The 20,904-nt window shown below is 35.9% G+C and carries 32 protein-coding genes; 27 read left to right on the top strand and 5 right to left on the bottom strand.

What is annotated here, in order from left to right; genetic code table 11:
• Nucleotides 1-76: 76 nt before the first annotated feature.
• From ACSYSW_RS06505 to ACSYSW_RS06495, 3 genes are read right to left on the bottom strand one after another with little or no spacing between them, the layout of a single operon-like run.
• Entirely contained in the window at nucleotides 77-418 is a 342-nt protein-coding gene (locus ACSYSW_RS06505; RefSeq protein ID WP_491706214.1) for a type II toxin-antitoxin system HicB family antitoxin, read from the bottom strand.
• Between the two features lie 39 nt (nucleotides 419-457).
• The gene (locus ACSYSW_RS06500; protein ID WP_491706213.1) at nucleotides 458-871 is read right to left on the bottom strand and encodes a type II toxin-antitoxin system HicB family antitoxin; all 414 of its coding nucleotides are present in this window, start codon (nucleotides 869-871) and stop codon (nucleotides 458-460) included.
• A 41-nt stretch (nucleotides 872-912) separates the two neighbouring features.
• Nucleotides 913-1,086, bottom strand: a complete 174-nt coding sequence (locus ACSYSW_RS06495; RefSeq protein ID WP_491704407.1) for a type II toxin-antitoxin system HicA family toxin — start codon at nucleotides 1,084-1,086, stop codon at nucleotides 913-915.
• 108 nt (nucleotides 1,087-1,194) lie between these two features.
• Between ACSYSW_RS06495 and ACSYSW_RS06490 the strand changes: the two genes are divergently transcribed.
• From ACSYSW_RS06490 to ACSYSW_RS06480, 3 genes are read left to right on the top strand one after another with little or no spacing between them, the layout of a single operon-like run.
• Complete coding sequence (locus ACSYSW_RS06490; protein WP_491704408.1) at nucleotides 1,195-1,512, top strand: phage holin, lambda family; 318 nt, start codon at nucleotides 1,195-1,197, stop codon at nucleotides 1,510-1,512.
• 1 nt (nucleotide 1,513) lies between these two features.
• Entirely contained in the window at nucleotides 1,514-1,852 is a 339-nt protein-coding gene (locus ACSYSW_RS06485; protein WP_491704409.1) for a M15 family metallopeptidase, read from the top strand.
• 2 nt (nucleotides 1,853-1,854) lie between these two features.
• A complete protein-coding gene (locus ACSYSW_RS06480) occupies nucleotides 1,855-2,334 on the top strand; it encodes a lysis system i-spanin subunit Rz (RefSeq protein WP_491706161.1) in 480 nt (159 codons plus the stop codon).
• 113 nt (nucleotides 2,335-2,447) lie between these two features.
• On the opposite strand, the gene ACSYSW_RS06475 is transcribed toward ACSYSW_RS06480, so the two are convergent.
• Nucleotides 2,448-2,573, bottom strand: coding sequence for a hypothetical protein (locus ACSYSW_RS06475; RefSeq protein WP_491706160.1), 126 nt, complete (start codon nucleotides 2,571-2,573; stop codon nucleotides 2,448-2,450).
• Nucleotide 2,574: 1 nt separating this feature from the next.
• On the opposite strand from ACSYSW_RS06475, the gene ACSYSW_RS06470 reads away from it, so the two are divergent.
• The 19 genes from ACSYSW_RS06470 (at nucleotide 2,575) to ACSYSW_RS06380 (ending at nucleotide 17,513) form a co-directional block, all read left to right on the top strand.
• The gene (locus ACSYSW_RS06470; protein WP_491706159.1) at nucleotides 2,575-2,925 is read left to right on the top strand and encodes a phage antirepressor N-terminal domain-containing protein; all 351 of its coding nucleotides are present in this window, start codon (nucleotides 2,575-2,577) and stop codon (nucleotides 2,923-2,925) included.
• Between the two features lie 153 nt (nucleotides 2,926-3,078).
• A complete protein-coding gene (locus ACSYSW_RS06465; protein WP_491704412.1) occupies nucleotides 3,079-3,207 on the top strand; it encodes a hypothetical protein in 129 nt (42 codons plus the stop codon).
• Between the two features lie 9 nt (nucleotides 3,208-3,216).
• Complete coding sequence (locus ACSYSW_RS06460) at nucleotides 3,217-3,606, top strand: DNA-packaging protein (protein WP_491706212.1); 390 nt, start codon at nucleotides 3,217-3,219, stop codon at nucleotides 3,604-3,606.
• Nucleotide 3,607: 1 nt separating this feature from the next.
• A complete protein-coding gene (locus ACSYSW_RS06455) occupies nucleotides 3,608-4,837 on the top strand; it encodes a PBSX family phage terminase large subunit (RefSeq protein ID WP_491706211.1) in 1,230 nt (409 codons plus the stop codon).
• Between the two features lie 2 nt (nucleotides 4,838-4,839).
• Nucleotides 4,840-6,294 (top strand): anti-CBASS protein Acb1 family protein, encoded by a 1,455-nt coding sequence (locus ACSYSW_RS06450; RefSeq protein ID WP_491706210.1) that lies wholly within the window; start codon nucleotides 4,840-4,842, stop codon nucleotides 6,292-6,294.
• Complete coding sequence (locus ACSYSW_RS06445) at nucleotides 6,230-7,885, top strand: phage minor head protein (protein WP_491706209.1); 1,656 nt, start codon at nucleotides 6,230-6,232, stop codon at nucleotides 7,883-7,885. Before ACSYSW_RS06450 ends, ACSYSW_RS06445 begins: the two co-directional genes overlap by 65 nt.
• On the top strand, nucleotides 7,873-8,046 hold the full coding sequence (locus ACSYSW_RS06440) for a hypothetical protein (RefSeq protein ID WP_491706208.1): 174 nt from the start codon (nucleotides 7,873-7,875) through the stop codon (nucleotides 8,044-8,046). Before ACSYSW_RS06445 ends, ACSYSW_RS06440 begins: the two co-directional genes overlap by 13 nt.
• 60 nt (nucleotides 8,047-8,106) lie before the next feature.
• Complete coding sequence (locus ACSYSW_RS06435) at nucleotides 8,107-9,276, top strand: DUF2213 domain-containing protein (RefSeq protein WP_491706207.1); 1,170 nt, start codon at nucleotides 8,107-8,109, stop codon at nucleotides 9,274-9,276.
• Nucleotides 9,276-9,704: a hypothetical protein gene (locus ACSYSW_RS06430; RefSeq protein ID WP_491706206.1), complete on the top strand. Its 429-nt coding sequence runs from the start codon at nucleotides 9,276-9,278 to the stop codon at nucleotides 9,702-9,704. Before ACSYSW_RS06435 ends, ACSYSW_RS06430 begins: the two co-directional genes overlap by 1 nt.
• 9 nt (nucleotides 9,705-9,713) lie before the next feature.
• Entirely contained in the window at nucleotides 9,714-10,784 is a 1,071-nt protein-coding gene (locus ACSYSW_RS06425; RefSeq protein WP_491706205.1) for a major capsid protein, read from the top strand.
• On the top strand, nucleotides 10,784-10,966 hold the full coding sequence (locus tag ACSYSW_RS06420) for a hypothetical protein (RefSeq protein ID WP_491706204.1): 183 nt from the start codon (nucleotides 10,784-10,786) through the stop codon (nucleotides 10,964-10,966). The genes ACSYSW_RS06425 and ACSYSW_RS06420 overlap by 1 nt, the downstream gene beginning before the upstream one ends.
• Nucleotides 10,967-10,968: 2 nt before the next feature.
• Nucleotides 10,969-11,352, top strand: a complete 384-nt coding sequence (locus ACSYSW_RS06415) for a DUF7370 family protein (protein WP_491706203.1) — start codon at nucleotides 10,969-10,971, stop codon at nucleotides 11,350-11,352.
• The gene (locus ACSYSW_RS06410; RefSeq protein ID WP_491706202.1) at nucleotides 11,345-11,707 is read left to right on the top strand and encodes a hypothetical protein; all 363 of its coding nucleotides are present in this window, start codon (nucleotides 11,345-11,347) and stop codon (nucleotides 11,705-11,707) included. Before ACSYSW_RS06415 ends, ACSYSW_RS06410 begins: the two co-directional genes overlap by 8 nt.
• Complete coding sequence (locus tag ACSYSW_RS06405) at nucleotides 11,708-12,076, top strand: HK97 gp10 family phage protein (protein WP_491706201.1); 369 nt, start codon at nucleotides 11,708-11,710, stop codon at nucleotides 12,074-12,076.
• A complete protein-coding gene (locus ACSYSW_RS06400; protein WP_491706200.1) occupies nucleotides 12,073-12,444 on the top strand; it encodes a phage tail termination protein in 372 nt (123 codons plus the stop codon). The genes ACSYSW_RS06405 and ACSYSW_RS06400 overlap by 4 nt, the downstream gene beginning before the upstream one ends.
• A gap of 50 nt (nucleotides 12,445-12,494) precedes the next feature.
• On the top strand, nucleotides 12,495-13,016 hold the full coding sequence (locus ACSYSW_RS06395) for a phage tail protein (protein WP_491706199.1): 522 nt from the start codon (nucleotides 12,495-12,497) through the stop codon (nucleotides 13,014-13,016).
• A 53-nt stretch (nucleotides 13,017-13,069) separates the two neighbouring features.
• Complete coding sequence (locus ACSYSW_RS06390; RefSeq protein WP_491706198.1) at nucleotides 13,070-13,711, top strand: DUF6246 family protein; 642 nt, start codon at nucleotides 13,070-13,072, stop codon at nucleotides 13,709-13,711.
• Nucleotides 13,695-16,988 carry a tape measure protein gene (locus ACSYSW_RS06385; RefSeq protein WP_491706197.1) on the top strand — a complete coding sequence of 1,098 codons (3,294 nt, stop codon included), beginning with the start codon at nucleotides 13,695-13,697 and terminating at the stop codon, nucleotides 16,986-16,988. The genes ACSYSW_RS06390 and ACSYSW_RS06385 overlap by 17 nt, the downstream gene beginning before the upstream one ends.
• A 60-nt stretch (nucleotides 16,989-17,048) precedes the next feature.
• Nucleotides 17,049-17,513 carry a hypothetical protein gene (locus tag ACSYSW_RS06380; protein ID WP_491706196.1) on the top strand — a complete coding sequence of 155 codons (465 nt, stop codon included), beginning with the start codon at nucleotides 17,049-17,051 and terminating at the stop codon, nucleotides 17,511-17,513.
• Between the two features lie 90 nt (nucleotides 17,514-17,603).
• Here ACSYSW_RS06380 and ACSYSW_RS06375 read toward each other — a convergent pair whose 3' ends face one another.
• The gene (locus tag ACSYSW_RS06375; protein ID WP_491706195.1) at nucleotides 17,604-17,894 is read right to left on the bottom strand and encodes a hypothetical protein; all 291 of its coding nucleotides are present in this window, start codon (nucleotides 17,892-17,894) and stop codon (nucleotides 17,604-17,606) included.
• A gap of 362 nt (nucleotides 17,895-18,256) precedes the next feature.
• Here ACSYSW_RS06375 and ACSYSW_RS06370 point away from each other — a divergent pair, with 362 nt between their 5' ends.
• From ACSYSW_RS06370 to ACSYSW_RS06350, 5 genes are all read left to right on the top strand, one after another.
• Nucleotides 18,257-19,036, top strand: coding sequence for a P22AR C-terminal domain-containing protein (locus tag ACSYSW_RS06370; RefSeq protein WP_491706194.1), 780 nt, complete (start codon nucleotides 18,257-18,259; stop codon nucleotides 19,034-19,036).
• 99 nt (nucleotides 19,037-19,135) lie between these two features.
• The gene (locus tag ACSYSW_RS06365) at nucleotides 19,136-19,411 is read left to right on the top strand and encodes a type II toxin-antitoxin system RelE/ParE family toxin (RefSeq protein WP_491706193.1); all 276 of its coding nucleotides are present in this window, start codon (nucleotides 19,136-19,138) and stop codon (nucleotides 19,409-19,411) included.
• A 12-nt stretch (nucleotides 19,412-19,423) separates the two neighbouring features.
• The gene (locus ACSYSW_RS06360) at nucleotides 19,424-19,714 is read left to right on the top strand and encodes a HigA family addiction module antitoxin (RefSeq protein WP_491706192.1); all 291 of its coding nucleotides are present in this window, start codon (nucleotides 19,424-19,426) and stop codon (nucleotides 19,712-19,714) included.
• 139 nt (nucleotides 19,715-19,853) lie between these two features.
• The gene (locus ACSYSW_RS06355) at nucleotides 19,854-20,183 is read left to right on the top strand and encodes a phage tail protein (RefSeq protein WP_491706191.1); all 330 of its coding nucleotides are present in this window, start codon (nucleotides 19,854-19,856) and stop codon (nucleotides 20,181-20,183) included.
• A gap of 8 nt (nucleotides 20,184-20,191) precedes the next feature.
• On the top strand, nucleotides 20,192-20,896 hold the full coding sequence (locus tag ACSYSW_RS06350) for a phage minor tail protein L (protein ID WP_491706190.1): 705 nt from the start codon (nucleotides 20,192-20,194) through the stop codon (nucleotides 20,894-20,896).
• The last annotated feature ends 8 nt before the right edge of the window (nucleotides 20,897-20,904 follow it).

The raw sequence follows: 20,904 nt of genomic DNA, 5'->3' as shown, positions 1-20,904 counted from the left end.
CTAAGATGCGGTTTTAACGCATAAAATATAGAAGCTCGCAAATGCGGGCTTTTTTATTGGCAAAATAAAGCCTCAGTTAAGAGGCTCTATTGATTGAAGATAACTCATTAATCGCAGCTTCTGCTAAAAAATTACTTCTATCTTTATCATCAATAATGAGCCATATATCACAGTGATCATATTCTTTGTTATTTTGGTATGAAATATGATGATTATGAATATCCCTAATGTCGTATTTACCGGATTCAATCATATCTTGAATAGTTAATAAAATAGCTTCTGTTGCCATTGATGGGATATCTTCTTCGCTATCAGCAGCAGAAAAACAGCTATATTCGTTATTGCATAAAGCTGGAATAATAATTCCATAAGCTTCATTATCATTTTTCGGGGATTCAATTCCAAGAGTAAAAAACATAATGGCCGCCAAGGATGTCAATAGAGTTAGGTTGAAACTTTAGGCAATACTTAATTCAAGATGTTTACCTAAAGCAGATAACGCTTTACTAATTGTATCGATTTTTGTTGTATGATTTAAATTAACAATACGCTGTAACTCTTGTGGTTTTACATTAATACGTTTTGCAAGTTCAACATTTGACATATTTTGTTCGATCATTTCATTAAGTAGTAACACTTTAGCAAAAATACTTGTTGGTAATTCAATTAAATGTTCACCACGTTTGGCTTTGCTTGGTAATGGTACTTTACGATGATCTTCAAAATAAAAATCCATACTTGTTATTAATGCATCCTGAGCCATTTTTAATGCATCTTGCAAGTCATCACCACAAGTAATTGCTTCAGGAATATCTCTAAATGTTACGGTATAACCGTTATCTTCTTTATCTAATTTTGCTGGATAAAACATATTAACCTCATTCAAAACAAGCCCCCTTACGAGGGCTTTAATTAGAGATTTAGTTGCTTTTTGATTGCAATCATTGTGCCGTTTTTTAACTCCTTACTTGGATGTCTTGGCATGGTTGATTGTTTTCCGTTGTAATAAAGTTTCAAGTGATTACTTCCTTGTTTTACTTCAACGCCTTGAGCAACTAACCATCTTAAAAACTCACTTTGTTTCATTATTTATCCGTGTTGTTTTAAGATAAGATAATAATAAACAAAAATGTTTACTTTGTCTACATTAAAATAAACAAAAATGTTAATTTTTTTCAAAAGAAGACTATCAAAATGTACAAAACAACAATTTTAAATTGGTTACAGGATAATGCCCCGTTAATTTATGGGGTTATCCTGTCTTTCCTAATCGCCTATGGTCGTTTAACGTATGACGGTGTGGGTGGCCGCCGTAAATGGGTCGAAGCATTACTTTGTGGTGCGCTTTCGCTAGCGGCAAGTAGTGGACTTGATTACTTTGGTTTGCCGGTGAGTTTTAACCCTTTTCTTGGCGGTGTGATTGGCTTTATTGGTGTTGACAAATTAAGGCAAATATCTAACTCAATCATTAACAAAAAAACAGGTAATTGTAACAATAAGGACAATGACTAAAATGAAACTCTCCGAAAAACAAGCACTATTTACGGTAATGACGGCAAAATTAATCGTATTTGCAGATTCGAAAGGATATCAATTAACGTATGGCGAAGCTTACAGGACACCTGAACAAGCGGAGTTAAACGCTAAAACAGGAAAAGGAATTAAAAACAGTTTGCACACTCTGCGGCTAGCAGTCGATTTTAATTTATTTATTAAAGGTGTTTATCAAACCTCAACCGAGGCTTATCGAACCCTTGGCGAATATTGGGAAAGCTTAGGTGGAACATGGGGCGGTCGTTTTACTAAACCTGATGGTAATCATTTTTCGCTTGAGCATGAAGGTGTTAAGTAATCATGATTGAAAAATTAAAAACGCTTTACAAGATTTCACCAGTCTTTTGCCTCTTTCTGACTTTGTTTGCTTTTTATTTAGCGTACCAATGCTATAAAGGTGAACAGCAGGCATTAGCGGCAGTAAGTAAGGTAGAAAACGAATTCAATCGCTACAAAGAAGACAATCACCTTGTTAAGAATTTAGAGAAAAATATTATTGAGGCATTAAAAGATGGGCAAGCTAAAACGAATAATTTACGCGATGCTGTTAATAATGGTCTTGTCGAATTGCGCGTCAAAGTCGATTCAGTCATGCGAGATAACACCACCACCAGCACTATTGCTAACAGAGCCTTACGACTTGCAAAATCTTCTGAACAAGATTATTACCGTCTCTCAGACGCCATCACTTACAACAAAGCCATGATTGAAGGATGGCAACATTATTATTGTGATGTGATTGCGCCAAAAAATGGCAGTGAGTTCATGTGTATGAAATGAATATTTAATCGTTTTGATTGCATAAAGTCTAAATTTTTCCGCGGTTATATAAAAAATAACTGCATATTTATCCTCGAACCGCTTAATTGCGGTTTTTTTATGCCTATTGCAAGTCACTTATTAACAAGAAGTGGTCCAGTATTTTTAAAGACATTCCAACTCACATGAATAGCACGACGGTGTGAAAGTGAAAAGCTGCCTATCATGCGAGATGAAGTAATTAAAACCTCCGTCTTCATAATGAAGACGCAGCTAGATGGTGATATACAAAAACGTGAAGTTGTTTATTTACCGTTATCAATGCTAAATGGTTGGCTGTTTGGTGTTAGTACCAAGAAAATAAAACCAGAATTAAAAGACAAGCTAATTAAATACAAACGAGAATGTTATAACGTTTTGTACCAATATTGGACAAAAGAGCGATTTGACTTCATGAAAGAAATAAACAAACTACTTTTTGAGTTTCAATATGAAAAAGAGGGAGCTAGCCAAGCAGGTCGGATCCTATCTAACTGGAAACGTATAAAACCAAATATTGAGAATAAGCTCGACTCACTCATGAATAAATCACAATTACAATTAACAGTATAGCCGCCTAGTGCGGTTTTTTTATGCCTGTCGCAAGGCAATTTTAACAAACACAACCCAGTTAGAAATGAACCCTATAGGAAATAGTTAGGTTATTACTTTCCTGTTGTGGGCTATTTTCTTTGCGACTAGGGTTCATCTCTAAAAGGAAAAGTAATGAATATAAGGAAAGCAGCTAAAAAGAATATCAAGTCACGCATTCAAGCGTGGGAAGATAAATATCAACTTAAATTTAATTACGAATTGATTAGTACAGGACTACGCGTTAATCAGTTACCAACATAAGGAATGAATATGGCAAAAAGGGAAAAGAAAAAAGTAGGTCGCCCAAGTGAATTAGCTGAAAGTTTAAGTAAAGCTAAGGAATATCTACTTGGGGGTTACGAAACATTTGGCGATGTAGTTCCTAGTGTTGCAGGATTAGCTTGTTATCTTGGTAAGCATAAGTCATCAATGTATGAATATTCAAAGCAAAGTAAAGAATTTTCCGACACGTTAGAAGCAATAAAAACGTTACAAGAAAATAAACTAGTAAATGGTGGGTTAACGAATTCTTTCAACGCCATAATTACAAAGCTAATGCTTGCTAACCATGGTTATAGTGAAAAGCAAGAGATAGATCATCAATCATCAGGTGGGACTATGACACCAAAACCAACAACAATATTATTAGTAGGCACGTAGTATGACAACAGCAGAAATAAAGATTCCTAAAAAGTTGGTGCCTGTATTTACTGCTGAAAATAAGAGATATAGAGGCGCTTACGGTGGACGAGGTAGCGGAAAAACAAGATCCTTTGCATTAATGACGGCTATAAAAGGTTATCAACTTGCAGAAGCTGGAACAAGTGGGGTAATTCTTTGTGCTCGTGAGTTTATGAACTCCTTAGCTGATTCAAGCATGGAAGAAGTTAAACAAGCTATTACGTCAGTTAACTGGCTTTCAGATTATTATGATGTCGGTGAAAATTATATCAGAACTAAAAATAAGTTAATTAGTTATGTATTTTGTGGACTCAGGCATAACCTAGACAGCATTAAATCGAAAGCAAGAATATTACTCGCATGGGTAGATGAAGCTGAAAATGTTTCAGAGATTGCATGGCAAAAACTAACCCCAACGGTTCGAGAGACGAATTCTGAAATATGGTTAACTTGGAACCCAGAAAAAGAAGGAAGCCCTACAGATAAGAGATTCCGGAAAGAACCTCCTAATAATTCAGCTATTGTCCAACTTAATTATAATGACAACCCTTTTTTTCCAGAAGTGTTAGAGCAAGAAAGACAAAATGATTTAGCACGATTAGATTTTGCAACTTATTCATGGGTTTGGGATGGAGAGTATCTTGAAAATTCAGAAAAACAAGTCCTTCATGATAAATACGTTATTCAACCATTTGATGATGCTCTGTATTTACAAGCAGAAAGGCTATTATTTGGTGGTGACTTTGGGTTTGCCAACGATCCTAATACTCTTATTCGCTCATTCATACTTAATGATTGTTTATATGTCGAATATGAAGCATACGGTGTTAATGTCGAACTGGATGAAATGCCTGAATTCTACAATTCAATCCCTGAAGCTCTTAAATGGCCAATAAAAGCTGACTGCTCAAGACCTGAAACTATTAGCCACCTTAGACGCAAAGGAATTAATATCTCAGCCGCTAAAAAATGGCAAGGTAGTGTTGAAGATGGGATTGCATTCTTACGCGGATTTAAACAAATTATCATTCACCCACGATGTAAAAATACGGCTAAAGAAGCCCGATTATATAGCTACAAAACAGACCGCGTTACAAATGAGGTTTTACCAATTATTGAAGACAAAAACAATCATTGTTGGGATGCGGTGCGTTACTCGCTGGATGGTTATATTAAACATAAACGCTCGGCAGGATTATTTATGAGGTAACAATGAGTTATTCAAAATTAACTGATGAACAGTTATTAAATACTGCTCAAATAGCAATTAATAGTAATCAGGATATAAACAGGCAACGATTAGCGTATGCGTCACAAGGCTTGGTTAATAACACTAAAAGGGCTTACATCGATCGCGAGTTCGGTTATCCAGAAAACCTTACTTTCACAGATTTTTATAAGCTATATAAGCGTAATGGTGCGGCACGTGGTTTTGTTGAGCGATTAAGTGATATTTGTTGGTTAGATTATCCTAAATTTATTGATGGCGACATTCGGAAGCAAGATTCAAAGCTGACAACGTGGGAGCAAATAGTTACTGATTTATTTAACGATAAATTGTGGCCGGTGATCATCGAAGCTGATAAGCGCGGCATCGTCGGTAAATATGCAGGGCTCATTATCCAACTTCGAGACGGCAGGCGGTGGGATGAGCCTGTTGATACCGCAGTATTGAATCGACTAAATCCACAGGACGCCATTGTTAAGTTAATTCCTGCATGGGAAGCTCAATTAACCGCGTGCGAATGGAATAGTGACGAAGCAGATGAAAACTATGGTCAAGTCACAATGTACCAATTTAATGAAATGGCGGTAGGTGACAAATCAGGTAAGCCAAATATTTCTCGAAAAATAAATCCAGATAGAGTGGTCATACTCAATGAAACATCCGTTATTAACTCCATAGATGATGGCGAGTCACAGCTTGAGGTTGGCTATAACGATCTAATCGATATGATGAAATATTCAGGTGGTAGTGCAGAAGGTTTTCTTAAAAATGCCAGTAGACAGGTTCACTTAAATTATGATACTGACACTGACATGGAGGAGCTTGAGCGAGAATTAAGAAATAGAGGATTTGAAAAGCCTGCTGATGCATTAAACCGACAAATTGCGTTGTTAAATTCAGGTACCGACAGCGCATTAATTACAGCAGGTGCGACAGCTAATATCTTATCGGTTGCTCCTGCCGATCCAAGCGCTGGATGGTCAGTGTCTGCAAACAGTTTAGCAGCATCTGTCAGAATGCCATTTACAATTATTTTTGGTCAACAAACAGGGCGTTTAGCATCAGATGAAGATAAGGCGGATTATGCAAAACGTGGAATGTCACGCCGTAATGGATTTTTAAGTACATTAATAAAAGAGTTTGTTAATCAATTAATTCGGTTGAAAGTTATTAAACCATTAGTTAACAAAACGCTTACTCTAAAATGGTCAGATTTATTAGCGCCAAGCCAAGCCGAGCGAATCGATATCATGATTAAGATGTCAGATGTTAATGTCAAAGCGCAACAATCTATAGGGGTTCCTGTATTTACTCCCAATGAAATACGAGAAGCTGGCGGTTATGAACCCGATCCTGATTTAGAGGACATCGATATTGAAGAAACCGAAGATAATAAAACCGATTCCGAAGAATCCAATTCTACCGAGAAGCAAGAATAATCCAACCCTCACCAATAAACAAATTCTTCAGATGCGTAGCGAAATACAAAAACGCTACAAAACTATCAAGCAATCAGTTATTGAGTATATCGAATTAAGTTTAGGCTACTATGCTAAAGAGTCGACTAAAACAGCGATATTTATTGAAAATACACTCTATGTCACAAACGCCAGTGTTAATTACACGGTTGATGGCAACCAGCTTGCTAGGGTATTGACTCGTATTCAAGAAATTGTTGATGAAAACCTGATTAATGGCGGTATCGAGAAGTTTTGGGCGGGCAAGTATGTTGCTGATATGTATCAAATGGGTACTAATCGGACATTTCAAAACTTATCTACACAATCACAGTTGTATTCGCAAGCCACATCACTGGAATCATTGTTATTTAGTGATGTTTACATTCGTCGAATAGGACTTGCCTATACAGCAACATTCAACGACTGGAAAGGACTTGCGGATAATCTAAAGAGCGATTTGGGCTCCGTTTTAAGTAGCGCTGTGGCACGAGGAATTAACCCACGAGAAACCGCTGATATTATTAGTAAGCGCATTGATATCTCACAAAGTAGAGCTAAATCTATAGCGCAAACTGAGCAAGTAGGCGCGCTTCGCCAAGCTACAAGGGATGAAACTAAACGCACTCAAGAAGATTTAGGGCTAAAAACAGGCTTATTACATATGTCTGCATTAAAGCCTAATTCTAGAGCCTCGCATGTTGCTAGACACGGGAAAATCTATACTGTTGAGCAGGTTGAGGAATGGTATGAAGAAAATGGCAACCGGTTCAATTGTTATTGTGCTCAAATAGCGGTATTACTTAATGAAAAGGGCGAGCCGTATAACCAATCTAGCATCGACAGATTATTAAAAGAAGCCGACGAATGGGAAGATCAATATAACCGGAAACAGCAGGCATTAACGGAAGTAGAAGAGCTTAATGACTGGTCAAGAAAGAATATTACTGAAATTTCTAATATACCTAATGATATTGACGCTAAAGAACTGACGCCATGCTTAAAATTGGTATCAGAAATACAGGAACGGTTCGATTTACCCCAGTTTAGATATGCAGGGTCAATAAATGGGGATGTTCATTACTATGGCGAGCCAAATAAAAACATGCTTGCAGCATTTGCTCCAAACACAAATGCCCTGATTATTACAACAGGTAGTGTGGATAAAAAAGAATTGCTGTTGGCTGATTTATATAGTAAAACATTAGGATTCAAGAACGAGTCGTTAAATTCTGTTATTAAGCTTAAGAATCAGCAATTAACTAATATAATTAATGAAATGGATTATGTTACGTGGAACGCTGTACCAACGCCTAGAGGTGTTTTTGCTCATGAGATGGGTCACGCATTACATAATCAGCATCGTGTAGAGATTGATAACATTATCTCTACAGGTTGGAAACAGGGTTGGCAATATGCTATTAGTAAATACGGTCAGGATAGCAAAAGTGAATTTCTTGCAGAGTCCTTTTCGCTTTACATTGAAAATCGCATGGAAGCTAAAAAGCGACTATATCCAGAATTATTTAAATTTCTTGAGTCATTAGATAAGGGCGTCAAATGGAAAAAATAAAAATACTAATTGATAAAGCGTCAAAACTTGTTAATTCCGTACCGCTCCCCGATGACGCTGAGGAGCAGTTAGAAACGATAATTAAGCAGGCGGATAATGAAACTGAAAAATTTATGTTAGCTCGCTATGCAGAGTCGCTTTTTATTAAAAGACATTCATAATCAAATCTTTTAAACCGCTTCTGCGGTTTTTTTATATCTAAAATCCACACGAGGTAAAGCATGACACTTAAAAGTGTGAATGTTTTATCTGTCGTTAATAGTAAATCCAAAATATCAACACAACTCATCGATGGTAAAGAGCACATTGTTATCAATGATGTGGTTCCGATCGTGGATGATATTGTCATGAATGGAATTTTCTATCCGGCAGATGAAATTAATAAATCTTACATGACACTGAATGACAATTTAATGCCATTAGACCACCCACGAATAAATAACGAGCATGTTTCTGCATTAAACCCACAAGCTATTAATAACTTTTATATTGGTGCATGGGGTAGAAATGTTCGCAAATCTAATGGCAGGGTGCTTATGGATGCGTATATCGATAGGAAATTTGCAGAAAGCACCGAAAAAGGGCGAATGCTTGTAAATCGTCTTGATGACATGATGAGCGGTAAAAACACCACACCAATTCATGTGTCAACAGGACTAACTTACACTCCCGACAATCAATCAGGCACATCAAAAGGCAAACGCTACAAGTCAATTGCACGAAATATGAAATTCGACCATGTCGCTATATTACCCGATAAAAGAGGCGCAGCCACACCAGATGATGGCGTTGGTATTTTTGTTAACTCGGATGGTGGAAAATCGCCAATTGAAAATGTAAGTCTTTTTGATAGTCATCAAGATTCACTCGGCGATGTCATTAAAAAAACCATTCAAGAATCATTAAAGTTATTTAAATTTAATCAAAAAGAGGAACAAGACTTAATGAAAGAAAAAATCTTACTGGCTCTAAATGCTGCAGGTATTAAAACCGATGGCTTATCAGATGAGCAACTATTAAAGGTTTATAACGAGCAAACAACCAAGGAAGCGATTGAAAAACAGAAAGCTTCCAAGGTAGAAGAAAAGAAAAAAGACGAAGAGGAGAAGAAAAACGCAACGAATGTCGAAGATGCACCAGCGTGGGCAAAGTCATTAATGAGCAAGGTTGCCAATCTAGAATTGGCAGTGAATGCAAGCACAGAAAAAGAGCTATCAGTTAAACGAGAAGCAGTAAAAGCTAAGTTCAACATGACACAGACCGCAGTAAATGCGCTATCTGGTGAGCCACTAGATGCTTTATATGCACAGTGTGTTAAAGCAGCGCCTATTAGTGGTGGTTTCGCCAATAATTCAGATAATTCACTATTAAACATGGAGGCACCAGAGTAATGCTTAGATTTAAAACTGTGATTGGCGGTCCTGCACGCAAAAACGACCCGCAAACAATTGACTTAAAAACCGGTGAAGCGATTACGCCGTGCTCTTTGGTTGCTGTGGTTAACAATAAGTTAATGAAACATCCAACAGCAGGTGAGCAAACCCAAGCCCTAGTCATCACAAACGATTATCTAGGCGGGCATGATATCCGTGTCAACGTACCTAGTGACACATCAGGCATCGCAATTATTTGTGAAGATGATGTTACTTACCATGTTTTAGTAAAAGCTGGCGAGGCTTTAAAGGTTGGCGATAAATTAGCTTCTAACGGTGACGGCACATTAAAAAAAGCAAGCGGTACTGATGCTGTGCTGTTCTATGCATTTGAAACCTATACCGTTGGTACAACCGCTGAACAAGTCCGAGTTCGTAAAGCTTAAGGAGTAATAATGAAGAACGAAAAAATTATATTTAACAAGAAACTGATCACCAATTCAGCTCAAGTTGCTCAGGCTTGGGATCAGTTAAAAGCAAGTCGTCAAATTTTTAACAACGCCCAAAAACAAATGAGTGAAATGCATGGCAATGCTATTGAAGTTAATCAAGCTGCAATTTTAACTCAAGATTACTGGCGTGAAGTAGATAACGTGACTACCCGTGTTATTCGTGATGATGAAGGCGCTCCGTTACTTGATGATTTATTATCATTGGGTACACCAATTTCAATTGGAAAGACGGCAGCGTTATATCGTGTTTCAAGTGATGCAGGCTATGTTAATCGCTCTATGTCAGGACAAGAGCCAGAAACATTAGATAAAGTTGTTTATGACCATTACGGTGATCCAGTTCCAATCTTTAAAACTGGTTATAGTCGTGAATGGCGTGAGTGGTTAGGGCTACAAACTGAGAATATTGACGCTATGTCAGATGACCAAGAAGCGGCAACTGCAGCTCTCCGCCGAGATATGGCGCAGTATATTTTAACTGGTGACGACAAAATCAAGGTTCAAAACTATGAAGGCAAAGGGATTACTAACCACCCTCATACAAATCAAGTTGACTTAAGCGCATCAAGTTTCAATATTGATTTAACTTCTATGGCAACCAGCAATGACAATATTATCAATTTCTTCACAAAGGATTTTAGTGTTGTTCTAGATGCCAACCTGGTTTCCGAGAAATTAAAATTCTATATTTCTCCTGAAATTGAACGTCGATTGAATGTGCCTTATTCAAACTCACAAGGATTCAAAGAAGGAACACTGAAAGACTACATCTTACGTTATTGCGTTTACATTGATTCATTTACCAAAACGTTTGAATTAAAAGGTAACCATTTCATTAGCTATGTTCGCAATGCTCAGTACATCAAAACTCGTATTGCTGCACCAATTGGCTCATTCATGAAACAACGGGTCAATCCTCATGATAACTATCAAACTCTTGTTTGGTCTGCGTTTGGTTTGCAAATCAAACGAGATTTTAATGGCAAGAGCAAAGTCTTTAACGCAAGGGGGTAATGATGAAATTAAGAGTTACACAGCGTGGCTGTTACGGTCGCATTGATGGTGAGGTTGCAGAGCTACCGGTCGATCATGAATTTGTTGCAAAAGATATTCCGCCTGCTTTTGTTGGGCGTGTAATTATTTTAGAGCAACAATCTGTTGAAGCTGAAGAAGATAAAAAGAAAAAAGGGAAATAATTATGACGGTACAGATATCAGCGGAAAATGTTAATCAAATGTTATCAGAGCTTGGTTATTCTGTACCTAGCTTAGTTATTGACGCAATTCTTAAAAAAGTAAATGCAATTAGTGATTGTTTGGTAGCGCATGATTATTCAGACGCAGACCAGCTTTTAATATTAATTTACTCTGCTTGCCTATTGGCTCAAATGCAAGGTGCGAGAAAAATAGCGTCACAATCTGCCCCTAGTGGTGCATCAAGATCCTTTAAGTATGATGATGAGGGTTTTAAATCCATGTATTCATTGCTAAAAAACCTTGATGTCCACGGCTGTACTGATTGTCTGGGTATTTCTCGTTCTAATAAGCCGTTATTTTTAGTTGTAGGAGGTCATAATGAGTAACGTAGCTAACTGGTCCTATACAGCAATAGCAACAATTTGGCGCGTTTTAGGTGAAAATGAATATGGTACAAAAACGTTTCATCCTCCTGAATATCTCTTTTGCGATTATGGTTTAGATTCTAAAAAAATGGGCTTAACCACTGCAGGAATAAGCGGTATGGGTCAAGGAATAAAAATAAAAAATACGTTTTGGACAGAATATACCAATGCCAATAAAGGGGACTATATTGTAATTGGGCAATTTTCTGAACCTAATCCTGTTTTGGTGGGGGCTGATATGATTGTTAATGTAATACAGTATGCAGATACCTTTGAAAGATTAGCAGATGATTTTGTATTAATTACGGCGGTATAAATGGGAATTAAAGTAAAAGGTGTTAAAAAATGTATCACTAATCTAAATAAAAGAGTAAATGACATTCAATCTCGTAAAGCGGTCAGAGCCATACAGGCGTCTATGTTAATTGGCTCAACACAAGCTGCTTTGTATACACCTATTGATACGTCGACACTTATTAATAGTCAATTTAGGGAAGTCGTAATTAATGGCTCACGATTAACGGGGCGTGTAGGTTATACCGCAAATTATGCCACATACGTAGCTGATCCTAATATAAAAATGAGGTTTAGACGCTCAACAGCTCAAAAAGATTTTTTAAATAAAGGATTTAAAGATACTGCTTCGTTACGAGATGAGGTAGTAAGACGAGAATTGAAATTATGAAAATGTATAAGTTATTTCAAGAATATATTGCTAAATCAGGATTAATTGGTTCGGAAATAATTCAGTATTTATTTTGGAATGACAATGGAAAGGAGAATACGTATTTAGTATTTAGACCTAATGGTGGTTCATCTTTAAGTGACACATTATCTAATGATTACTTTATTTTACTTGATATTATCGCACCTGATAACGCAATTGAAAAAATCGAGACCTTAGTCTCAAATCTGGTTATGTATATAACAAATCATCAACTTGATGATTGCTTAGGTTTAATTCAAGTAATTAATGGTATTCCACCGCCCATTATGACCGAAGATAGACGGCTGGTTTATCGGTTACAAATATCAATAAAACATGGGAATTAATCATTAACCGCTTAATTGCGGTTTTTTTATGCTTGAAACAGAGGGGAAACATGGCTCAATGTAAAACAAACAACAGTAAATTATTTGGCGGCGCGGTTGTGCTTGAATTAGCAAATGGTTGCCCAGATAAAAAACCACAGGAATCAGAATGGCGATTATTCATGCCGGGAACATCTAAAGGAATGGATTTAAGTTTAAACACCGTTACGAGTGATGCGGATGATTCGGGCTCTTATTCTGAAAATATTGTGACAAACGCAGATTTAACCATTTCATTCGATGGGGAAATTAGAAAATCTGATATTGATTCTGAAATGGGTTTCCATCGAACGTTAAAATACATTCATGACGAATTGCAAGCATTAAGGCAACCGACTTTATGGGTAAGATTAAATCAAGGGGGAAGTTTATTAACGGCTTATATGGTTATTACCTCTTTTAGCTCGGATGGTGGCACGCGAGATTTATACACGTGTTCATCTGAATTTAAAGTTGCTGCAGGTAAAACAGTATCAATTGAATTGTTAAATTCTACTGATAATGAAAATGGAAATACTAAAGTGGCAAAATAAATTTTTATTAACATAAAGCCCTTATTTAAGGGCTTATTTATAGTGAGCAAATCATGATACGGCATGAAATTGGCGAGATTTTAATAAAGTACAAAAAAAAAGGATTATTTAATAAAAAAACAACGATTTTTAAATTAACACCTTCTTTTGAAAATATTGCCAAAATTGGGGATGCTGAAAAAATTATTAATATCTATACATCTTTATTGAATGCCGATCATATAAACCAACTTGGATTGTTAAACGTAGAGAGCGCTAAGGTAACAATTAAAAGAATTAAGCAACAATTAAAAGATAAAATACAAATGGCTGAGTTAGTTTTGCAAAGTTGTTGTGATTACGATATAAGCAAAATTAAACAAGACAGCGATACGATTATTAACGTAGCAATAACATTATTAATTTATGGCGTTCGTGGTAATGCGAAGGTTCGCATCTCACAAAGGAATGAGGTAAAACAATACGAATCTAAATTTGACATTAACACCTATATAAACCACGCAAGAATTCATTTAGGCTTAACTTTGGACGAAGCGAAAAAGTTAACGATGACTGAGTATATTTTTTTAATGAGTGCTAAATATCCCGATAATGAAAGCATGACAGCTCAAGAATATCAAAATGTGATGGATGATTATAAAAAGCGCAAGCAAAAACGATTAGAAAAGGAAAGATTAAATGGCGTCTTTTACTGAAGGTAATATTGTTTATGAAGTTTCATTAGAAACAAAAAATTTACTTGAGAATAGCGGAAAAGTGCAAGGTGAACTATTAAAATTAGTTAAGAATGCCGAAAAAGCCGATAAAGAATTCCAGAAAATGGAAATGTCGGTTGATAAAGTAAGTCAATCGATGGGTAAGTTAACCACAATTGCTAAAGCTGTATCGGCTGTATTAGTCGGAAATAAAGTTATTTCATACGCGGAAAGTTGGAACGAGCTAGAAGACCGTATCAATAATACGGGAGCAACTGCTTTACAAACAAAGGCTATTTTAGACGAATTATTAATCACCTCAAACCGTAATGGTCGAGCCATCGATGAATCAGCAGAATTGTATATCCGCCTATCGAATTCTATGCAAGAGATGGGCTATAACACGCAAAATACGTTATCATATATTGATACGTTATCTAATTTGTTTACTATCAATAAAACAAACGCACTGAGCGCTGAATCTGCGACTAATGCGTTAACAAAAGCACAGATGAAAGGTAAATTATCCAGTCTTGAAGCGTTAACGGTATTTAATGCGATGCCGAGTATTTTAAAAACATTAGCAACACAATTAAGTAAAACCGGCAAAACCTTTACAGAAATGGATGTGCGTAAATATGCTGCCGATGGTAAATTATCAATGCAAGATTTTATTGATGCCGTGATAGCGGCACAAAATGAAACGGCATCCCTTGCTGATAATATGCGTAATAACGTCAATGATGGAATTAACCGCGTTACAAACAATCTAAAAAAATATTTTGGCGAATTAAATAATTCGACAGGTGCGACGAAAATTCTAGTCGACTCATTAATATTAATGTCAGAGCATGTTGATGTGTTAGTCACGGGGATAGGTGTTTTAGCGGCTATTTACGCGGGTAAATATATTACTTCGCTCGCTGCTGCAACAAAAACAACTGCCGAAAAAACCATAAACGACATTAAATTAGCACAGGCTGAAACAAGAGCTGCCCAATCAGCATTAGCACAAGCGCAGGCAGAAGTTGCCAACACAAAAATGGCGCAGCAATCATTAGTATCACAATTAAAATTAGCGCAAACAGAACAAACAAGAATAGCTATTCGTACGCAGCTTAAAGCTAACACCGTTGCCTTAACAACCGCAACCAATGCCGAAGCAGCGGCGCAGGCAAGACTAACAACAGCAATGAAAGCCTCATCTTTGGCAACCACTGGTTTAAAATCAGTAATGAATATGCTAGGTGGACCTGCTGGAATCATGATAATGGTTGCAGGAGCATTTTTAAGTTGGTCATCTAGTATGGAAACAGCAAAAGAAAAAGCTTTAAATTTAGAAGATGATATCAAAAATTTAACAGAAAAATTTGCAGGATTAAATCAACAACAAAAAGAGTACGAGCTTTCAAAATTGGCGGTTAATATAGATGATCAAAATAAAGCAATAAGAAGACAAACACTTGAGCTAAAAGTGGCAAAAAAAGAATATGAAGATTATAAAAGGAGAGCAGAAGGTTGGATTTCTAGTCTTCTTACTTCACAAGAAGGATTAAATGAAAAAAGGGAAAAATATTTAAAAGCAGAATTAGATCTACAAAAACTACAAAAAAACAAAAATCTATTATTAGAAACTCAAACTAAATTAACCAAAAGTGATAGTGATGCGACAAATAACCTCGCTGATACTAATAATAAACTTAATGCTAGTCTTTCAAAAGAAGCTATAGACAATGTCACAAAAAAAATGTCTAAACTTTCACAAGAAATAGAAATTTCAGAATTAAAATTAAATAAACTCAATAAAGAAGCTTATATCTATGAAAATGTTTTAAACACTTTAGGTGAAGGTTCGGACAAATATAAAACAGCTTTAAAAGGATTAATAACGGGATCTGCTGAATTTGCCGATTTATCTGAAGATGCGATTCAAAAATTACAACCACTAATTGATACTTATAGTAAGTTGTATGAAAATAATAAAAAATTAACAAATGGGCAGAAAGAAGGTGAATCATCAACAAAAAATTATGCTGATGAAATTAAAAATCTTAAAGATAAGTTAGAAATCGCTAAACTTGAAGCACAAGGGTTAACTACTGATTCTGAATTATTAGCACTCTCTCAACAGATGGGGACAAAAGCAACGTCCTCTCAAAATGCAGAATTGAAGAAATTAATAGAAACAACACAAGCTTATAAAAATTTGGCATCCTTAAAAAATCCTAATGAGCTTGAAGATGAATCTTATAATGAGTCAAAAAAAGCCCTTGAACAATTAAGCAAAGAAGATATAGCGAATCAAGAAAAATACTACGCGAAACTTCAAAATTTAGAAGTTAAACATCAGCTTGCGATGGCAAAAATTAAATCAGATGGGGTAGTTTCTGATATTGATAATGCCGTTGCACAGGTTGATCCAATTCAAGCCCTTAAAAATGAAAATGATAGAAAACTCGCCCTAATTAAAGAGTTTGAAACACAAAAAGGGTTAACCGAGGAAAACGCACTAGCACTTCGAGAAGCAGCTAATTATCAATATGAACAAAATCGAATCAATGCCCAATGGGAGATTTGGCGGAATCAAAACGACGCAAATAATTTTTTAGCCAGCTCATTAGATGGTTTAGCCAGTAGCGCGACAAGTACGATATCAGGTTTAGCCTCTGGTACGATGACAGCAACACAAGCCATTCAAAATTTCGCTAATGTGATTTTAAATGAAGCCATTGGTTCATTAGTACAAATGGGGTTGCAATACGCGAAAAATGCGATAATTGAACAATCAACTTCAGCAGCAACAACGGCAGCGCAAATAACTCAAGCTACGGCTTTAGCGGCAGCTTATCAACCAGCAGCTATGCAGGCATCAATCGCAACTGAAGGAGCCGCAGCTACGCTTGGGGCGGAGTCTTACGTTAATGCTATCGGTACGATGAGCGCCGCATTAATAGCCGGGGCACGTGAACATGGTGGTCCCGTTAATGGTAATTCGATGTATCGAGTTGGTGAAGGTGGGAAACCTGAAATATTAATGCAGGGTGGTCGGCAATTTTTAATTCCAGGTGAAAATGGACGAGTATTAAGTAATCGCGAAATTTCAGCAAAAGGTGGGAGTGGCTCGGGCGTTAATATGACCTTTAACACTTCGATTCAGTTAGGGGAGGATAATTTATCGGAACAAGACGGGCAACAGCTAATGAAAAATATCGAGCAAGCGGTTAGACTTCAAATTCAAAAAGAGCAACGTGTAGGTGGTTTGTTAAATAGACGTTGATTTGATAGCTGAAATTTCATACTATTATCTTTCTAAGATAAAAATACGAAAGAGAATGGTATGAAAAAATTAATATTACTTAGTTTAATTGGATTAACTTTAATCGGTTGCGGCAAAAAAATAACCGAAGAAATGCTTATTGGTAAGTGGTCATGCGTAATACATAATCAATATGCAGAATGGGAAAATGGTGCTTTTCAAGATTTTAAAGACATAGAAGCATCTCAAGATTCTGTTTTTTTTAAGGATGAGAAAGTCGTAATTAACTTTGTAAATAAAGATGGTAAACTTTTTTCGGAAGTTGGTGATACGCTAAATCCAGTTGATCCGAAAATGTTTACTGGCGATCCCATAGAAGTAGTTACCTCACATGGAACCAAAACACAAACAGAACATAATAATATCGAATATATATCAAATAATGAGTTCAAAATAATTACTATTTTTGAAACGGTAGATAGCAATGGCACCGAAAATAATAGTAGACAAAAAGTCATTGCTCATTGTAATCGATTTAAAAGTTGATGAAATACATTACTCTTACTCATTTAATCAACTTAATATTATTTGAATAGATGTTGATTTGATAGAAATAAGCCCTAAAGAGGGCTTAATTTATTTATCTAGTACAAATTTATCCACAACAACAATTTTAGTCATTGAAAAAAGAGATGTTATTTCCATAATGCCACCATCACTTTTTTCTGCAAATATAAAAGGTCTATATCCATTATATCCACCATAAGAATTTTTAGCGTTCACGTCAACCTGAACCATCCAAAAGACAGTTTTTGTTGATGCTCTATATGCTCTTACTGGTTTATAAAAAATATATTTTGCTGAATCTGGATCTTTTAATGAGATAGCAAAATAATTGAGTATTAGTGATTTATAATTTGATGGCAATTCTTTAGGATGAGAATTATCAATTTCTTCTTGAGTTAATATATAATAAACTTCCTGTTTGTGAGTGGTACATCCAGTTAAAACAAAAACGCCAAAGAATACAGCTACTAATACAACCTACTTGACTGTAAACTGATTTTAAGTTAGATTCTAAAAAGAGGCGTAGAAACCTTAACAACACGGATAAATTCACCCCGTTAGCGTGATTTTTTTATACCTAATTTTCGACTATGGTCGAGAGGGCGATGAATAAAATACCTTTATGGGAATAAATCCGACCCTTGTTGTGGGTTTTCTAACCTCTCGACCACCATTATTTTTAATAGTGGGTAACTTAGAAAATTACAACTAGGTATAAAATTATGTCAAATCAACTATTAATCGCTTCAACTAATGTACGTCAAGTTAATAATCTTTATTCATTAAATGATCTTCATCAGGCATCAGGTGGAGATAAAAAACATCAGCCAGCTTTATTTTTAAGAAATTCTCAAACAAGAGATTTAATATCTGAAATAGAGCGATCTACAAATATGCAGAACGCTGTTATTACAAAGCGTGGGGGAGATTTTCAAGGAACATTTGCTTGCAAAGAGATCGTTTATTCTTATGCAATGTGGATAAGTGCGTCTTTTATGCTTAAAGTTATTCGCGCTTATGATGAAATGCTCGGTTATAAATCATCACTAACGATTAATACAGAACAACAACAGCAAATCCAACAAGCAGTGAATCAGCGAGCCTTTAGAGTAGGTGAAAAGCATCAAGCTATTTATGTAAAACTACATCAGCAATTCAAAATCCCCCGCTATCAAGATTTACCCTCAAATAAATTTGAGGAAGCCATTAAATTTTTAGGTGGCATACATTTACAACAAGGATTAAGCGAGGAAGAATGGTACGATTTGGCATGGCTGTATAAAGCTGCAGATATAATGCGGAATCAAATTGAATTAATAGAGCCGGCATTACGAATCATTGATTCAAGTTTTAAAGGTTCGTTTCACTCCATGTCACGAGAATATAAATTTACACTTGAAATTGCACGAAAAATTATAGAGAAAGGAACGAATCACATTAATCCACCAAAATTTAATAACACATGGTGCTATGTGCTCCCTTATATTCGCGATAAAAAGTAACAACTTAATCTAAAGGGCTTAACAGCCCTTTTTTAATATTGACTGAGATTAGTGCCGTGATATAATTACATCACAAAAAAATGACGTTAGCATTATAATATGATTAAAAGTTTCAAACATAAAGGACTTGAACAATTATTTATTAATGGCACGTCTAAGGGCATTCCAACTGTCCAAACTAAAAAATTGCTAATCAGATTAGACTTATTGAATAGAATGAAAGAGGTATCAGAATTACCGCCAAATTTAAATTGTCATCAACTGAAAGGTGATAAAAAACATCTCTTTTCTATAACGGTAACAGGTAACTGGAGAATTACTTTTGAATTTGATGATGGTGATGTCTATATTGTTAATTATGAAGACTATCATTAATGGAGATATTTTATGAAGATAAACAGAAAACCGACCCACCCCGGTGAAGTTTTATCAGATATGTTATCTGATACTAATATATCCATAAAAGATTTTGCCGAACATTTAGGTTTTTCTCGAGAGACTATATCACGCGTACTTCATTGCAAACAACCAATTACCGCAAATTTAGCTCATAGGTTAGAAGATGCGGGGATAAGTTCAGCTCGATTATGGTTATCCTTACAGTTAGATTATGACTTGTGGGAATATAAACAGCATCATAAATCAGATGTTAAGCCTTTGCTATTAGTTCACGCCTAAAAAATATATAAACGATTAACTTTCAAAATACACGCATAACACAAAGATAGACAAATCAATTTAAAGGGCTTAATGCCCTTTTTTCTTAGCAATTTAACTATTGAGGGCATTTTATTGCCTGAAAACGAGGAATAAATTAATGGAAACATTTCATTGGAACGCACAGAAAAATAAATCGATTACCGCCGAGCCTAAAATTAACGTTATTAAATTTGGTGATGGTTATGAACAGCGGTTTAAAAAAAATATAAATAATGATTTAAGACAATATAGTTTGACGTTTATCGGGTCAATAGATGAAATTCAACAAATCGATACTTTCTTAACAAAACAAGGAGCTTTACATGCCTTTTTATGGCGGGATCCTGATTCAAGCCATATCATCAAAGTGGTATGCCGATCTTGGTCGATATCTCAAGACGGTTTGTCAAAAACATTAAATGCAACATTTGAACAAGTCATTGCTTAAGGATAATCATGATCCCCTTAAAAATGCAACTTGATATCACCAAAATAGAGCAAGACACGATAATCAATCTCTATGACGTGGATTTAACCCATATCGTTGGCAGCAAAACTCTATTTCGTTTTCATAACGGGTTAAATGAATTAAGGCGCCCAGTCGTTTGGCAAGGTAATATTTATGAGCCTCATCCTATTAAAGCGCAAGGTTTTGAAAAAAGCGGTCAAGGTACCAGTAATCGCCCGACTTTATCGGTAATGAATGCCGCGGGGATTATTACTGAGCTTGCAAAAAATTATGATGATTTACTGGGTGCGATTGTCACACGGCACGAGGTGCTCGTTAAATATCTTGATGCGACTAATTTTGAACAGGGCAATAACCATGCCGATCCGTTTTGTGAAATTATCTCTAATTATGTCATTGAGCAATTAAAATCTTTAGATGCGACAACGGCAACGTTTGAGCTTGCTTTACCGTGTGAAAGTGATGGCGCTTTAATACCTGCAAGAACAATTATTGCCGCGACCTGTACATGGATTTATCGCTCGTCGGAATGTGGATTTACGGGCGGAGCTGTCGCTGATGAGTTTGATAATCCAACCGATGATCTGATTAAAGATAAATGCAGTCGCTGTTTAGCTGGCTGTAAATTACGATTTGGTAAAAATAGTATTTTGCCGTTTGGCGGTTTCCCGTCTTCTTCAAAACTTTCTTAACGTTCTTA

This window comes from Gilliamella sp. ESL1225, assembly GCF_058502635.1.
This window is presented reverse-complemented; position numbering and strand designations above follow the sequence as displayed.

What these genes read in the sequence shown, in the direction of transcription:
- ACSYSW_RS06505 (WP_491706214.1), bottom strand. Translation starts at nt 418, where the DNA reads ATGTTTTTTACTCTTGGAATTGAATCCCCGAAAAATGATAATGAAGCT.
- ACSYSW_RS06500 (WP_491706213.1), bottom strand. Translation starts at nt 871, where the DNA reads ATGTTTTATCCAGCAAAATTAGATAAAGAAGATAACGGTTATACCGTA.
- ACSYSW_RS06495 (WP_491704407.1), bottom strand. Translation starts at nt 1,086, where the DNA reads ATGAAACAAAGTGAGTTTTTAAGATGGTTAGTTGCTCAAGGCGTTGAA.
- ACSYSW_RS06490 (WP_491704408.1), top strand. Translation starts at nt 1,195, where the DNA reads ATGTACAAAACAACAATTTTAAATTGGTTACAGGATAATGCCCCGTTA.
- ACSYSW_RS06485 (WP_491704409.1), top strand. Translation starts at nt 1,514, where the DNA reads ATGAAACTCTCCGAAAAACAAGCACTATTTACGGTAATGACGGCAAAA.
- ACSYSW_RS06480 (WP_491706161.1), top strand. Translation starts at nt 1,855, where the DNA reads ATGATTGAAAAATTAAAAACGCTTTACAAGATTTCACCAGTCTTTTGC.
- ACSYSW_RS06475 (WP_491706160.1), bottom strand. Translation starts at nt 2,573, where the DNA reads ATGAAGACGGAGGTTTTAATTACTTCATCTCGCATGATAGGCAGCTTT.
- ACSYSW_RS06470 (WP_491706159.1), top strand. Translation starts at nt 2,575, where the DNA reads ATGAAGACGCAGCTAGATGGTGATATACAAAAACGTGAAGTTGTTTAT.
- ACSYSW_RS06465 (WP_491704412.1), top strand. Translation starts at nt 3,079, where the DNA reads ATGAATATAAGGAAAGCAGCTAAAAAGAATATCAAGTCACGCATTCAA.
- ACSYSW_RS06460 (WP_491706212.1), top strand. Translation starts at nt 3,217, where the DNA reads ATGGCAAAAAGGGAAAAGAAAAAAGTAGGTCGCCCAAGTGAATTAGCT.
- ACSYSW_RS06455 (WP_491706211.1), top strand. Translation starts at nt 3,608, where the DNA reads ATGACAACAGCAGAAATAAAGATTCCTAAAAAGTTGGTGCCTGTATTT.
- ACSYSW_RS06450 (WP_491706210.1), top strand. Translation starts at nt 4,840, where the DNA reads ATGAGTTATTCAAAATTAACTGATGAACAGTTATTAAATACTGCTCAA.
- ACSYSW_RS06440 (WP_491706208.1), top strand. Translation starts at nt 7,873, where the DNA reads ATGGAAAAAATAAAAATACTAATTGATAAAGCGTCAAAACTTGTTAAT.
- ACSYSW_RS06435 (WP_491706207.1), top strand. Translation starts at nt 8,107, where the DNA reads ATGACACTTAAAAGTGTGAATGTTTTATCTGTCGTTAATAGTAAATCC.
- ACSYSW_RS06430 (WP_491706206.1), top strand. Translation starts at nt 9,276, where the DNA reads ATGCTTAGATTTAAAACTGTGATTGGCGGTCCTGCACGCAAAAACGAC.
- ACSYSW_RS06425 (WP_491706205.1), top strand. Translation starts at nt 9,714, where the DNA reads ATGAAGAACGAAAAAATTATATTTAACAAGAAACTGATCACCAATTCA.
- ACSYSW_RS06420 (WP_491706204.1), top strand. Translation starts at nt 10,784, where the DNA reads ATGATGAAATTAAGAGTTACACAGCGTGGCTGTTACGGTCGCATTGAT.
- ACSYSW_RS06415 (WP_491706203.1), top strand. Translation starts at nt 10,969, where the DNA reads ATGACGGTACAGATATCAGCGGAAAATGTTAATCAAATGTTATCAGAG.
- ACSYSW_RS06410 (WP_491706202.1), top strand. Translation starts at nt 11,345, where the DNA reads ATGAGTAACGTAGCTAACTGGTCCTATACAGCAATAGCAACAATTTGG.
- ACSYSW_RS06405 (WP_491706201.1), top strand. Translation starts at nt 11,708, where the DNA reads ATGGGAATTAAAGTAAAAGGTGTTAAAAAATGTATCACTAATCTAAAT.
- ACSYSW_RS06400 (WP_491706200.1), top strand. Translation starts at nt 12,073, where the DNA reads ATGAAAATGTATAAGTTATTTCAAGAATATATTGCTAAATCAGGATTA.
- ACSYSW_RS06395 (WP_491706199.1), top strand. Translation starts at nt 12,495, where the DNA reads ATGGCTCAATGTAAAACAAACAACAGTAAATTATTTGGCGGCGCGGTT.
- ACSYSW_RS06390 (WP_491706198.1), top strand. Translation starts at nt 13,070, where the DNA reads ATGATACGGCATGAAATTGGCGAGATTTTAATAAAGTACAAAAAAAAA.
- ACSYSW_RS06385 (WP_491706197.1), top strand. Translation starts at nt 13,695, where the DNA reads ATGGCGTCTTTTACTGAAGGTAATATTGTTTATGAAGTTTCATTAGAA.
- ACSYSW_RS06380 (WP_491706196.1), top strand. Translation starts at nt 17,049, where the DNA reads ATGAAAAAATTAATATTACTTAGTTTAATTGGATTAACTTTAATCGGT.
- ACSYSW_RS06370 (WP_491706194.1), top strand. Translation starts at nt 18,257, where the DNA reads ATGTCAAATCAACTATTAATCGCTTCAACTAATGTACGTCAAGTTAAT.
- ACSYSW_RS06365 (WP_491706193.1), top strand. Translation starts at nt 19,136, where the DNA reads ATGATTAAAAGTTTCAAACATAAAGGACTTGAACAATTATTTATTAAT.
- ACSYSW_RS06360 (WP_491706192.1), top strand. Translation starts at nt 19,424, where the DNA reads ATGAAGATAAACAGAAAACCGACCCACCCCGGTGAAGTTTTATCAGAT.
- ACSYSW_RS06355 (WP_491706191.1), top strand. Translation starts at nt 19,854, where the DNA reads ATGGAAACATTTCATTGGAACGCACAGAAAAATAAATCGATTACCGCC.
- ACSYSW_RS06350 (WP_491706190.1), top strand. Translation starts at nt 20,192, where the DNA reads ATGATCCCCTTAAAAATGCAACTTGATATCACCAAAATAGAGCAAGAC.